Origin of the sequence: Parasphingorhabdus sp., from assembly GCF_048269915.1 — a bacterium.
In the GTDB taxonomy this organism is placed as follows: domain Bacteria; phylum Pseudomonadota; class Alphaproteobacteria; order Sphingomonadales; family Sphingomonadaceae; genus Parasphingorhabdus.
In genome coordinates, this window is sequence record NZ_JBLWTY010000002.1 from 555,256 (window position 1) to 567,623 (window position 12,368).

A 12,368-nucleotide genomic window follows, 5' to 3' on the forward strand; every position below is an offset into this window, starting at 1 on the left:
TAACCGCAACCCGTTTCAAGCCATAGGGGATTATTAGTGCCAAAAGTTTCGTCTGTTTCATTGAACGATCAAGGATTTGCCAATTCTGCCGAACAGCATTGGAACCTCGGAACCGCCGCATTGGTTGAAGCTGCCGTATCAGGTGGTGAGGGATATTTGGCGAAAGATGGGCCGCTGGTTGTAGAAACGGGCAAGCACACCGGGCGATCCGCCAACGATAAGTTCATTGTACGCGACGGCGAAACCGAAAGCAGCGTCTGGTGGGGTAAAACCAATGTTGGCATGACACCGGACCATTTCGCCGCGCTGAAAACCGATTTTCTCGCCGCTCTGGCTGAAAAAGACAAGCTTTTCGTACAGGATCTTTTTGGTGGTTCGCAACCGGAGCACCGGGTTAATGTTCGCGTTATCAATGAGCTGGCTTGGCACAATCTTTTCATCCGCACGATGCTGGTCCGGCCCAATGCCGATGAGCTTGCTGCATTTGTCCCCGAATATACGATCATTGATCTTCCAAGCTTCAAAGCCGATCCGGAGCGCCATGGTACGCGTAGCGAAACTGTGATTGCGGTGAACCTGACCGAAAAGCTGATCCTGATCGGGGGAACCGCCTATGCAGGAGAGATGAAGAAATCCGTGTTCGGATTGCTGAACTATTTGCTACCGCTCGATTCGGTCATGCCGATGCATTGTTCGGCCAATATTGGTCCGGAAGGCGATACCGCCATTTTCTTCGGCCTGTCGGGAACTGGCAAGACAACATTGTCGGCAGATGCCAGCCGGGTATTGATCGGCGACGATGAACATGGCTGGTCCGATACCGCTGTGTTCAATTTCGAAGGCGGCTGTTACGCCAAAATGATCCGCCTGTCGGAAGAAGCCGAACCCGAAATTTACGCTACCACCCGTCGGTTCGGAACCGTGCTTGAAAATGTGGTGATGGATCCTGAAACCCGGGAACTGGATCTGGATGACAACAGCAAGGCGGAAAATACCCGCGGTGCCTATCCCATCGATTTCATTCCCAATGCTTCTGAAAAGAATATGGGGCCGGTCCCCAAGAATATCATCATGCTGACCGCCGACGCATTCGGTGTCCTGCCTCCGATATCGCGGCTCACGCCGGAACAGGCGATGTACCATTTCCTTTCCGGCTATACCGCAAAGGTTGCCGGCACGGAAATTGGCGTAACCGAACCAGAAGCAACATTTTCTACCTGTTTCGGTGCGCCGTTCATGCCTCGGCACCCTTCGGTTTACGGAAATTTGCTGAAAGAGCGCATTGCCAAGGGCGGCGTCCGTTGCTGGCTGGTCAACACGGGCTGGACCGGTGGCAAATATGGTGAAGGCAACCGGATGCCGATCAAGGCAACGCGTGCGCTGTTGAACGCTGCGCTGGATGGCAGCCTCAATGATGGCGAGTTCCGGATCGACGATAATTTCGGTTTTGAAGTGCCCGTATCGGTAGCCGGTGTGGACAGTGCGATTCTGGATCCCCGGTCAACATGGTCTGACCCGAGCGCTTATGATGAAACCGCACAAAAGCTGGTGAAATTGTTTATCGACAATTTCGAGCAATTTGTGGAGCACGTCGACCAGAATGTCCGGGCAGCTGCACCAACAGCCGCCTAGCTACCTGTCACATCCCTGGCTACCTGTCACATCATTGTCGGAACAGTGTCTTTGGCGCTGTTTTCGATGATGACGTCGACATGTGAAAGATCATCGCTGGGTTGAAAGATCAGTGTTTCTCCGCTGACCTTGCCCCTGAACCGGGCCGGGTTTCTTATCTTGCCGTTGATCGCGAGATCATCGATGATGCGGACCAAACGCTCTGTTGTGTCAGCGGCGCTATATTCCGGCGGTGCCCTAAGGCGGACTTCCTGGCCTGAAAAATAGCGCAGTCCGGTTGTCGTGTAACATCCATTCCGGTCTTCGGAAAACGAGGTCTGAAACAGGCCGGGAAAAGGCCCGCCGGCAAGATATTGTCCGGCCACTTCGTCAAAATAAGCAAAGCCGATGAGCTTGCGGGATGGCAACCATGCTGCGGCTGTGGCAGCCAGGCTTTCGCCGATCCACTTGCCCAGCAACAGCAATCGGTGATTCACCTCGGGCAGATGTTTGGCGCTGCTCACATTATCCCTCGTGCCTATCCCAATCGCGGAATCGTCCGGAGAAGGAGGCGAGCAGCAAAGGCGCTCGAATCGCTCTGTCGCAAATCGCTGCGTTATTTCCGAGGGAGCCAGGGACGACAGAAAGAAGGTCATGCCGTCGATAACAACCTCGGCCAGTTCGAGGTCTTCAAACTTCGCGCTGTTAAACAATATTCTTGCCTTGGCCTCTTGTGACCAGGGCAGTCGCATAAGATCAAATTTTCCAGGAAACTGGGTGAGAATCAGCAAGGGAGGCTCAAAAATCACGCTGCTGTCTCCATTTCTGGGGCAATATGTCGCGTTGTTCCTTATATGTTCTAGCGCTTTTTCTAGTCGGGATCAATCCTGCTGGCCCATGTCGGCCCTGAGCGATATAAATTTATCAGTGCAACGCGAAGGCTGCCTGCGTCATTGAAACATTTTATTGTCACTATCGCCGCGCGACAGTAACTGTCGGACATGTCCGATCTGATATTATCCATACTCATGCTGGCGGGAGCCGCCCTGCTTGCCGGTGGCATTTATGTATTGCGCAAGGGCATCAACAAAAAGCAGGGCTTGCTGATGCTCGTGGCCGCTGCTGTCATGTTTGCCAATGTCGGAATCTGGTTGATCCCCACACCAGACGCCAATGTTCCAGCGTCCCCGCAGTCCGACGGATAAACTATTTGATCGGCGAGTCCGGTGCCAGTCGCATGTCGAGATAATTGTCGATAGACCCCATCAGCAAATCCATTTCATTCTCGTAGAAATGATTGGCGCGGGGAATCTCGTCATGATGGATGGTGATGTGTTTTTGCGTCCGCAGCTTGTCGACCAGTTTCTGGACCGCGCCGGGAGTCACAACTTCGTCGTTTACGCCCTGGATTATGATACCCGATGAAGGGCAGGGTGCCAGAAAGTTGAAGTCATACATATTGGCCGGTGGGGATACGGAGATGAATCCCCGGATTTCCGGACGACGCATCAGAAGCTGCATCCCAATCCACGCGCCGAAACTATATCCGGCAATCCAGGTGGTCTGGGCTTCGGGGTGGAAGCTTTGTACCCAGTCCAGCGCTGCGGCTGCATCGGACAATTCGCCGATACCATTGTCGAACGTGCCCTGCGATCGGCCGACACCGCGAAAATTGAATCGCAGGGTTGCAAATCCGCGTTTGACGAACGTCTTGTACATCTCCTGGGTGATCCGGTCGTTCATCGTACCGCCCGCCTGCGGGTGGGGATGCAGGATCATGGCGACCGGTGCGCGTTCGCGGGGTCCAGGGCTGAAGCGGCCTTCGAGGCGGCCTTCGGGTCCGGTAAAAATTACGTCTGGCATGGGTTTTCAATTCTTCGGTCTAGATTATCAATTTCCGTGCGCGAGAAGTCAGAATAGCTTTTGCGCTGGATGCAGCGTCTATATAGGGAGAGTGAACAAATCCGCAACTCAATCCCGCAAGCCAGAGAGTTTTTGCCAATATCGTGACTGAGACAAAACGCATCTATCTTGACTATGCCGCCACTGCGCCGATGCTCGAGGCCGCCAAGAAAGCATGTGCGGAAGGATTTGAGCATTGGGCCAACCCGTCATCTCCCCATGGAGACGGGCGTGCAGCCCAATTGATGCTGGAAAGCGCGCGGAGCCGTTTCAAGACGGCCCTGGACTGGGAGGGCGATGTTATCTTCACCAGCGGTGCCAGTGAAGCCATCCAGATTGCGTTGACCCAATCAAAGCCCGCGATTCAATATGTTTCGCCGGTGGAGCATGATGTGGTCCTGAGATTCGCCCGCGACGCCAGGCCGATTCCGGTCGACATGAACGGCATGGTGGTTCCCGCCAACCTGAATCATCTGCTGAAGGGCGCCGAGGGACCGGCTTTGGTAGCCATCCAGTCGGTCAACAATGAAACCGGTGTGATTCAAAATCTGGACGCGCTGTCGAAAGTCGTCCGTGACCGAGGCAGTTATCTGCTTGCCGACTGTTCCCAGTCAATCGGCAAAATGCCTTTGCCCGATGCCGACCTGATCATAGTCGCCGGGCATAAATTTGGCGGCCCGCCTGGTGTCGGAGCGCTTCTGGTCAAAGATCTCAGGCTGCTCGAAGCTACGGGCGGGCAGGAGCAGGGCTATCGGTCCGGCACGCAGAATCTGCCCTATATCATGGGCATGACCGCAGCGCTGGAAGCGCCCGCGAACTGGGCGGGACGGGCGATGGAACTGCGCCAGCATCTCGACGACGCGATCAAGAAGGAAGGCGGTGCAGTGATTGCGGAGAAGGCACCCCGCATTGCGACAATTGCCAGCTATCATATGCCGGGCGTGGCGGCGAACACGCAGCTGATCAAATTTGATATGGCAGGATTTTCGGTTTCCGCCGGAAGCGCCTGTTCGTCGGGTACGCTCAAGACCAGTCACGTGCTGGAGGCAATGGGCACAGACCCGCAGGTTGCAAGGGAAGTGATCCGTGTCAGTATCGGGCGCGACACCAGCCGGACGCATATCTATGCGTTCATCGACAAATGGAAGTCAATTTTCGCAGAATCCCGGCGGAGCTGAGTTCGGTTGATGAGCGCCATCTATCTTGACAATCAGGCAACCACGCCGCTTGCCCCGGAAGTTTTCGATGCGATGGTACCGTGGTTGCGAGATAAGTTCGGCAATCCGCACAGTGCTCATGTTCCGGGCCGTCAGGCTGCCGCTGCGGTGGAAGCTGCGCGCGAACAGGTTGCCGCTTTGCTGCCATCGGGAGGGCGCGTGATTTTCACCGGCAGCGCTACCGAGGCGATCAATCTGGCATTGGGTGCAGTTCGCAATCTGGTCGGGCAGGGGCGCGAACAGATCGCCGTGCTCGACACCGAACATGCTGCGGTTCGTGACACGGCGCTCTGGTATGGTTCGCAAGGATTTGAAACCCGGCTGCTGCCCGTCCACTCGGATGGACTGGCTGACCTGGAAGAATTGGAAGCATGTCTGGGCCAAAACACCGCGCTGGTCGGAGCGATGCTGGTCAACAACGAGATTGGCGTGATTCAGCCGGTCGAGCGGATCGCGGAAATGGTCCATCGGGCCGGTGCGCTGATGCTCTGCGACGCCGTGCAGGGGTTTGGCCGGATTGATATGCCCGAGCAGGCGGACCTGATCGCATTGTCCGGACACAAGATTTATGGCCCGAAGGGCATTGGTGCGCTTTGGGTCCGGAACGGCATCGATATGCCACCTCTGATCCATGGCGGCGGTCAGGAACAGGGGCTCCGCTCCGGCACGCTTTCTCCTGCCTTATGTGCAGGGCTGGGAACAGCCGCAAAAATTTGTGCTGAACGCCGGGATACGGATATGGCCCATATTACCGCGCTCGCCGAAAAAGCGCATGATTTACTTGGCGACTGGACGGTGAATGGCGCGCGCGATCAGCGCTATCCCGGCAATCTCAATATCCGCCGTGACGGACTGGATGTGGGTCGCCTGATGTCCGATGTCCGAGAAGTGGCTTTTTCGGCTGGATCAGCCTGTGCCAGCGGCTCCGGGCGTCCCAGCCACGTGCTGGCGGCACTCGGGCTGAGTTCGGCACAGATCAAATCCTCTATCCGTCTGGGTTTTGGGCGCTACAACAGCATGGAAGAGGTGGAACAGGCCGCGCACCTGATCAATCAAGCGGCGGAGAAGCAATAGTCATGACGAATATTACGGTCCATTTTGTCAGTCCCGATGGCGAAAAAACGGTCACCGCCGAGGCGTCAGACGGCGATAATCTGCTCACTGTCGCGCAAATTAATGACCAGCCACTTGAAGGAACGTGCGAAGGCCAGATGGCCTGTTCGACCTGTCATGTGATCGTCGAAGCTGCGGATTTTGCCAAATTGCCAGAAGCCACGGAGATGGAGGAAGACATGCTCGATCTTGCGGCAGGAGCGCGCCGAACCAGCCGCCTGGCCTGCCAGATCACGCTCACGCCGGAACTCGACGGACTCACGGTGCATATCCCGGCCGAAAGCCACAATATGCAAGGAATCTAGCAGCAAAACCGGCTTTATCTAACGGCTTGCATTTTTGCCAGACTCCCACCATATGCGCAGCGGGAGTCGGGTGGACGTAGTCGTCGCCAACCCGGTCAGGTCCGGAAGGAAGCAGCCGTAACGATTTTTCTGCGGGTCGCCCGGCTCCTACTCACGCTATATTTTTCATGTTCGGGTGATGATCCGTTGATAAGCCTTCGACAAGAACGCCTGTCTCGCCTAAACTGATTTTTCATGTCCGATTCATCTGATATTTTTGCCGCCAGCGGTGTCGACGCACCCGAGCAACCAGCGCCCGGTACCGCGCAGCCTTATCGTGTGCTGGCGCGCAAATACCGGCCTTCGAAATTTTCGGAGCTGATCGGGCAGGACGCGATGGTCCAGACGCTCGGCAACGCGATCAGGCGGGACCGGCTGGCCCATGCATTTCTGATGACCGGCGTGCGCGGTGTAGGGAAAACTTCCACTGCAAGGCTGATCGCCAAGGCGCTCAATTGTATCGGAGAAGACGGGCAGGGCGGGCCGACGATTGATCCGTGCGGTCAATGCGAACCGTGCCGCAGCATTGCCGAAGGCAGCTTCATCGACGTTATCGAAATGGATGCCGCCAGCCATACCGGTGTCGATGACGTCCGCGAGATTATCGAGGCCGTGCGCTATTCATCGGTTTCGGCCCGCTATAAAATCTACATCATCGACGAAGTGCACATGCTGTCGAAAAATGCCTTTAATGCGCTTTTGAAAACGCTTGAAGAACCGCCGGCGCACGTGAAGTTCATTTTCGCGACCACCGAAGTTCACAAGGTTCCGATCACCGTCCTGTCGCGATGCCAGCGCTTTGATCTGAAACGGATCAGCGCCGAACAATTGTCCCGGCATTTCGGAATGATCGTCGAGAAAGAGGGCGTTTCCGCAGAGCAGGAAGCGCTCGACCTGATCGCGCAAGCGGCAGAAGGTTCGGTCCGTGACGGGCTTTCGATCCTCGATCAGGCGATTGCCCATGCCGACATGGATGGCGATGGTGAAGTCAAGGCAGTCCAGATCCGGGATATGCTTGGTCTGTCAGATCGCAGCGCTGTCCGCCGTCTCTTCGCAAAATTGCTCGAAGGCGATTCTGCGGCGCTTCTGGATGCTATTGCCGACCAGTATAAAATCGGTGTGGAGCCATTGTCGCTGATGAACGGATTGCTTTCGCTTTCGCATCAGGTAACTTTGTTCAAGGTCGGCAGAGCCAGCGACCCGACCTTGTCGGACGATGCCCGGCAGCAATTTTCCGATTGGGCAGAACAGCTTTCCTATCCGGTTTTGCATCGGCTTTGGCAATTGTTGCTCAAGGGCTATCAGGAAGTCCAGCAAGCACATCTACCGCGCGAAGCCTGCGAGATGGCCTTGCTTCGGGTGCTTTGCGCTGCCGATATGCCCGATCCGGGCAAACTCGCCAAGATGCTGGAACAGGGCGTGTCGGCACCCGCCGCCGCTCCCGAAATCCAGCAATCTCCGGTTCCGGTTGCCGAGCCGGTTGCACAGACCACTCCTGCACCGGTTGCTGCGCAAGAGCCGGAAGCCGGCGCGTTGCCAAGCCGGTTTGCTGATGTGGTTACAACCGTCGGAAGGGTTTCACCTGTTTTGGAAAGCATATTGATCGCCGATATGCGGGTGGTGACCTGTGATCCACCCGATATCATCTATCAGCCGGCGCGTCCGATTGCCGATTCCGATATCCGTAAAATCTGCGATGCCCTACAGCAGGAAACCGGCGTGAGCTGGCAAATCAGCGAAGGCCCCGGCGAAGCGCAGCCGAGCCTCGCCGAGCAGGAACAGCAGGCAATAGATGCCGAACGGCAGGCGATACTGGATACTCCCCTGGTGAAGGCGGCTTTTGATGCCTTTCCCGATGCCCAGTTGCTCGACGAGGATGATCCTCTCCCACAAGAATCAAGGAGCGCATAGCGATGAAATCAATGGAAGAAATGATGAAAGCCGCGCAGGATGCTGCGCAGCAAGTGCAAGTCCAGATGGAGGAAGCACAGAAGAAACTGGATAGTCTGGAAGTCGAGGGTCAGGCCGGTGGCGGGCTGGTAAAGGTCAAGGCGACGGCAAAAGGCCGCATCCTTTCCGTAGCCATCGACGACAGCCTGATGAAGGTTGAAGAAAAACAGATGCTCGAAGATCTGGTGGCGGCCGCATTTAACGATGCACGCAATCGTGCCGACGCGGTGAGCAGCGAGGAAATGGGTAAAATGACCAGCGGTATGCAGTTACCCCCAGGTTTTAAACTGCCATTTTAGGTCTGTTTGCGGATCGGACGCATTGCGCTTGAAGTGTCTCGAACAGGCACCATATAGTGAACAGAAGCGCTGTTGCAGCGCAACATGTTGGAGTAAAAATGTCCGAGACCGAATCAAACCCTGCCCCAGGAACCAAAGCACTACCGCTATTGCCATTGCGCGATATTGTAGTGTTTCCGAACATGATCGTGCCGTTGTTTGTCGGTCGCGACAAATCGGTCGTCGCCTTGGAAAAAGCGATGGATTCGGACAAGGAAATTTTCCTTGTTGCGCAGCTTGATCCGACGGAAGATGATCCGTCGCGTGATCAGCTCTATGACCTTGGTGTCGTCGCGACGGTGTTGCAGCTTCTGAAATTGCCCGATGGCACGGTCCGTGTCCTCGTAGAAGGCAAGCAGCGCGCCAGACATCAGTCTCTCGACGAGAAGCCGGACGGCTATGTATTGGCAAATGTCGATCTGATCGACGAGCAGGTCGTCGAAAGCACGGAATCTGCTGCTTTGATGCGGTCGGTCGTCGACCAATTTGAAAATTATTCAAAGCTCAACAAGAAGATGCCGGCCGAAACGGTGGTACAATTGGGCGAAATTGACGACGCTGCCCGGCTTGCCGATGCTGTGGCCGCCAATATCAACGTGAAAGTTGCGGACAAACAGAGTCTGCTGATCGAAAGCGATCCCACCAAACGCCTGGAAATGGTCTTTGCCTTCATGGAAGGCGAACTGGGCGTATTGCAGGTGGAGAAGAAAATCCGCGGCCGCGTCAAGCGCCAGATGGAGAAGACCCAGCGCGAATATTATCTCAACGAACAGATGAAGGCGATCCAGAAAGAACTGGGTGATGGCGAAGAGGGTGAAGGCGACGAGCTGGCTGAACTCGCCAAGAAAATCAAGGAGTTGAAGCTTTCCAAGGAAGCGAAAGCGAAAGCGACCACCGAGCTGAAAAAACTCAAGGGCATGCAACCCATGTCCGCCGAAGCCACGGTAACGCGTAATTATCTGGATGTGCTGCTTGGCTTGCCCTGGGGCAAAAAATCGCGGCTGAAAAAAGACATCAAGCAAGCTGAAAAAGTGTTGGATGATGATCATTTCGCGCTCGAAAAGGTCAAGGAACGCATCCTCGAATATCTTGCGGTCCAGTCCCGTACGAACAAGCTGAAAGGCCCGATCCTGTGCCTCGTGGGCCCTCCCGGCGTCGGCAAGACATCGCTTGGACGCTCGATCGCCCGGGCCACCGGACGCGAGTTTGTCCGGCAATCGCTCGGCGGTGTTCGTGATGAAGCGGAAATCCGTGGTCATCGCCGGACCTATATTGGTTCCCTTCCTGGCAAGATTGTTTCCAATCTTAAAAAGGCCGGCACGTCCAATCCATTGTTCCTGCTCGACGAAATCGACAAATTGGGGCAGGATTTCCGCGGAGATCCGGCGTCGGCGCTGCTCGAGGTTCTGGATCCTGAACAGAATGACAAATTCCAGGATCATTATCTCGAAATCGATATTGACCTTTCGGACGTCATGTTCGTGACAACCGCCAATTCGCTCAACTTGCCCCAGCCTTTGCTCGACCGGATGGAAATCATCCGGCTCGAAGGTTATACCGAAGATGAAAAGGTCGAGATTGCGAAACGGCATCTGCTGGAAAAGCAGATTGAGGCGCATGGTCTGAAAAAGGGCGAGTTTTCGCTGCGTGATGATGCGCTGCGCGACCTGATCCGCTATTATACCCGCGAAGCTGGTGTGCGAACGTTGGAGCGCGAGATTGCCAAGTTGGCGCGCAAGGCACTGCGCCGAATTCTCGAAGGGGAATATAAGAGCGTTGAAATCACCCCCGAAAATCTTGCCGAATATGCCGGAGTTCAAAAATACCGTCACGGTGTAAGTGAGGAAGAGAATCAGGTGGGTGCCGTGACCGGTCTCGCGTGGACGGAGGTTGGCGGCGAATTGCTGACAATTGAATCTGTCACCGTGTCCGGAAAGGGTCAGATCAAGACGACCGGCAAGCTTGGCGAAGTGATGACGGAATCGGTGCAGGCGGCGCTTTCCTTTGTGAAGGCCCGGGCACCGTCATATGGTATCAAGCCGAGCATATTCAGCCGCAAGGATATCCATATTCACCTTCCTGAAGGCGCGGTACCCAAAGATGGTCCGTCAGCCGGTGTTGGAATCGTGACCGCTATCGTCTCGACCCTGACGGGAATTCCGGTGCGCCGCGATGTTGCGATGACCGGTGAGGTCACGCTGCGCGGACGCGTATTGCCGATTGGCGGACTGAAGGAAAAACTGCTTGCTGCGTTGCGTGGCGGGATCACAACGGTCTTGATCCCTGCTGACAATGAAAAGGATCTGGTAGAAATTCCGGAAAACATCACCTCGAAACTGAAAATCATTCCGATGAGCCATGTTGATGAAGTGCTCGCCGAGGCGCTCGCCGAAAAGGTCGAGCCGATCGAGTGGAGCGATGCAGACGAGCTTGCCAGTCATGCCACCGCACCGGTGGTCGATGAGGTGGGTCTAGCTGCGCGGCATTGAACGCTTGCCGCCAGCTATTGTCGGCCTCATATCGGCGGCGTGTCACTATCGAGTCGCACTTTTGCAACGAAGGTGAAATCCGTCTGTATCATAACCGAAATGGTCGGCGGGTTGATTGCTACCACGATATTAACTGTCATTTGACGTAAAAAAAGCGTGTTTGGCGCAGAAAACAGCGATTTCTCTTTGACTCATCGTGATAATTTCGCATTACTGCGGTTAGACAAAGTCGCGATTCAATCAGAATTGCCACCAGAGAAGGGGGGATACCCATAATGAATAAACAGGATCTTATCAGTAACGTTGCGGATCACAGCGGCCTCAGCAAGAGCGATGCCGGTAAAGCGGTAGATGCCGTATTCGATTCGATCACCAGCGCATTGTCCAGCGGCGGCGAAGTTCGTCTCGTTGGCTTTGGCACGTTCTCAACCTCAAAACGCAAAGCATCAACCGGCCGCAACCCGCGTACCGGTGAACCGATGCAGATTCCAGCATCGACCCAAGCAAAATTCAAAGCCGGCAAAGGCTTGAAAGACGCCGTCAACTAAGAATTAAACAGGGGAGCAGAGTATCGCTCCCCATTTTTTTCGCGCTTTGTTCTAGAAATATCGGGCGGGACTTCGAAAAGAAGCCCGCCTTTTTCTATATATATGGCACCTAAGCCCGCATTGACCGCAATGCAGCAGGGGCAGCCCGGCTTTCCGGGCAAATATTTGCCGCCAGGAAGGGTGGCATAGCGGGCTGGCAGGGCTGATTACGGGGCCGATACGGCTGCGTCGGCAACCTTTTTCTATTCTGGCCGTTAACTCCTATATTCAGTCTTTCATCAATAGGTAAAATTAGGAACTTTCTATGGCTGGCGGTTGGGCGCGCGATGGTGCAGTGCAGGATCAGATCGACGACACGATTGCCGACGCGGTGAAGCGCGCGCGGGCCGATATGCCGTCCGGAGAAGCGGCGAAATATTGTGCGGAATGCGGCGAAGAAATCCCTGAAGCGCGCCGCCGCGCTTTGCCCGGCACACGAACTTGTGTTGCGTGCCAGTCGGCGCGCGATGCGAACCGGGCGAGTGCGGGCATCAACCGGCGAGGAAGCAAGGATAGCCAGCTGCGCTAGCGTTGGGCGGCCCTTTTTTTGATGCTTTGGCTTGGAAATATCAGGCGGGATCTCGAAGAGAATCCTGCCTTTTTTAATGGGAGATGATCTAGCGTCGCCTCATCGGTGTTTCCGCGGTCGATGCTGGCTGAAAAACGTTTGTGCGCAAAGAGGAGGGTGCCGGAAACCATCCGCCGGATGGTTTCGTTATCGGTAAAAATGGTAGACGCTGAGGGGTTCGAACCCACGACCCGCTGATTAAGAGTCAGCTGCTCTACCAACTGAGCTAAGCGTCCACTAGAGGGGCTA

The 12,368-nt window shown here is 55.5% G+C and carries 12 protein-coding genes, 1 tRNA gene and 1 other RNA gene; 11 read left to right on the forward strand and 3 right to left on the reverse strand.

Going from position 1 to position 12,368, the window contains the following annotated elements:
- Positions 1-36: 36 nt before the first annotated feature.
- Positions 37-1,632 carry a phosphoenolpyruvate carboxykinase gene (locus ACN0WX_RS07590; RefSeq protein ID WP_417621685.1) on the forward strand — a complete coding sequence of 532 codons (1,596 nt, stop codon included), beginning with the start codon at positions 37-39 and terminating at the stop codon, positions 1,630-1,632.
- A gap of 26 nt (positions 1,633-1,658) precedes the next feature.
- Here the strand turns inward: ACN0WX_RS07590 and ACN0WX_RS07595 are convergent, their stop codons facing one another.
- Positions 1,659-2,420 carry a hypothetical protein gene (locus ACN0WX_RS07595; RefSeq protein ID WP_417621686.1) on the reverse strand — a complete coding sequence of 254 codons (762 nt, stop codon included), beginning with the start codon at positions 2,418-2,420 and terminating at the stop codon, positions 1,659-1,661.
- A gap of 192 nt (positions 2,421-2,612) precedes the next feature.
- On the opposite strand from ACN0WX_RS07595, the gene ACN0WX_RS07600 reads away from it, so the two are divergent.
- Entirely contained in the window at positions 2,613-2,816 is a 204-nt protein-coding gene (locus ACN0WX_RS07600; RefSeq protein ID WP_417621687.1) for a hypothetical protein, read from the forward strand.
- Between the two features lies 1 nt (position 2,817).
- Here ACN0WX_RS07600 and ACN0WX_RS07605 read toward each other — a convergent pair whose 3' ends face one another.
- Positions 2,818-3,474, reverse strand: a complete 657-nt coding sequence (locus tag ACN0WX_RS07605; RefSeq protein WP_417621688.1) for an alpha/beta hydrolase — start codon at positions 3,472-3,474, stop codon at positions 2,818-2,820.
- Positions 3,475-3,617: 143 nt separating this feature from the next.
- Here ACN0WX_RS07605 and ACN0WX_RS07610 point away from each other — a divergent pair, with 143 nt between their 5' ends.
- From ACN0WX_RS07610 to ACN0WX_RS07650, 9 genes are all read left to right on the forward strand, one after another.
- Positions 3,618-4,691: a cysteine desulfurase family protein gene (locus ACN0WX_RS07610; protein WP_417621689.1), complete on the forward strand. Its 1,074-nt coding sequence runs from the start codon at positions 3,618-3,620 to the stop codon at positions 4,689-4,691.
- Positions 4,692-4,700: 9 nt separating this feature from the next.
- Positions 4,701-5,804, forward strand: a complete 1,104-nt coding sequence (locus ACN0WX_RS07615; RefSeq protein ID WP_417621690.1) for a cysteine desulfurase family protein — start codon at positions 4,701-4,703, stop codon at positions 5,802-5,804.
- Between the two features lie 2 nt (positions 5,805-5,806).
- Positions 5,807-6,148: a 2Fe-2S iron-sulfur cluster-binding protein gene (locus ACN0WX_RS07620; protein WP_417621691.1), complete on the forward strand. Its 342-nt coding sequence runs from the start codon at positions 5,807-5,809 to the stop codon at positions 6,146-6,148.
- Between the two features lie 59 nt (positions 6,149-6,207).
- Positions 6,208-6,302, forward strand: an RNA gene (ffs, locus tag ACN0WX_RS07625) — signal recognition particle sRNA small type.
- A gap of 80 nt (positions 6,303-6,382) precedes the next feature.
- Complete coding sequence (locus ACN0WX_RS07630; protein WP_417621692.1) at positions 6,383-8,098, forward strand: DNA polymerase III subunit gamma/tau; 1,716 nt, start codon at positions 6,383-6,385, stop codon at positions 8,096-8,098.
- Positions 8,099-8,100: 2 nt separating this feature from the next.
- Positions 8,101-8,436 (forward strand): YbaB/EbfC family nucleoid-associated protein, encoded by a 336-nt coding sequence (locus ACN0WX_RS07635; protein ID WP_417621693.1) that lies wholly within the window; start codon positions 8,101-8,103, stop codon positions 8,434-8,436.
- A 98-nt stretch (positions 8,437-8,534) separates the two neighbouring features.
- The gene (gene lon / locus ACN0WX_RS07640) at positions 8,535-10,964 is read left to right on the forward strand and encodes an endopeptidase La (RefSeq protein WP_417621694.1); all 2,430 of its coding nucleotides are present in this window, start codon (positions 8,535-8,537) and stop codon (positions 10,962-10,964) included.
- A gap of 275 nt (positions 10,965-11,239) precedes the next feature.
- Positions 11,240-11,512 carry an HU family DNA-binding protein gene (locus ACN0WX_RS07645; RefSeq protein ID WP_323800759.1) on the forward strand — a complete coding sequence of 91 codons (273 nt, stop codon included), beginning with the start codon at positions 11,240-11,242 and terminating at the stop codon, positions 11,510-11,512.
- 304 nt (positions 11,513-11,816) lie between these two features.
- Positions 11,817-12,080 carry a DksA/TraR family C4-type zinc finger protein gene (locus tag ACN0WX_RS07650; RefSeq protein WP_417621695.1) on the forward strand — a complete coding sequence of 88 codons (264 nt, stop codon included), beginning with the start codon at positions 11,817-11,819 and terminating at the stop codon, positions 12,078-12,080.
- Between the two features lie 199 nt (positions 12,081-12,279).
- Here the strand turns inward: ACN0WX_RS07650 and ACN0WX_RS07655 are convergent.
- A tRNA-Lys gene (locus ACN0WX_RS07655) sits at positions 12,280-12,355 on the reverse strand.
- Positions 12,356-12,368: the final 13 nt, after the last annotated feature.

Coding starts and splice junctions, on each gene's coding strand:
- ACN0WX_RS07600 (WP_417621687.1), top strand. CDS start 2,613: ATGTCCGATCTGATATTATCCATACTCATGCTGGCGGGAGCCGCCCTG.
- ACN0WX_RS07605 (WP_417621688.1), bottom strand. CDS start 3,474: ATGCCAGACGTAATTTTTACCGGACCCGAAGGCCGCCTCGAAGGCCGC.
- ACN0WX_RS07615 (WP_417621690.1), top strand. CDS start 4,701: ATGAGCGCCATCTATCTTGACAATCAGGCAACCACGCCGCTTGCCCCG.
- ACN0WX_RS07620 (WP_417621691.1), top strand. CDS start 5,807: ATGACGAATATTACGGTCCATTTTGTCAGTCCCGATGGCGAAAAAACG.
- ACN0WX_RS07630 (WP_417621692.1), top strand. CDS start 6,383: ATGTCCGATTCATCTGATATTTTTGCCGCCAGCGGTGTCGACGCACCC.
- ACN0WX_RS07635 (WP_417621693.1), top strand. CDS start 8,101: ATGAAATCAATGGAAGAAATGATGAAAGCCGCGCAGGATGCTGCGCAG.
- lon (WP_417621694.1), top strand. CDS start 8,535: ATGTCCGAGACCGAATCAAACCCTGCCCCAGGAACCAAAGCACTACCG.
- ACN0WX_RS07645 (WP_323800759.1), top strand. CDS start 11,240: ATGAATAAACAGGATCTTATCAGTAACGTTGCGGATCACAGCGGCCTC.
- ACN0WX_RS07650 (WP_417621695.1), top strand. CDS start 11,817: ATGGCTGGCGGTTGGGCGCGCGATGGTGCAGTGCAGGATCAGATCGAC.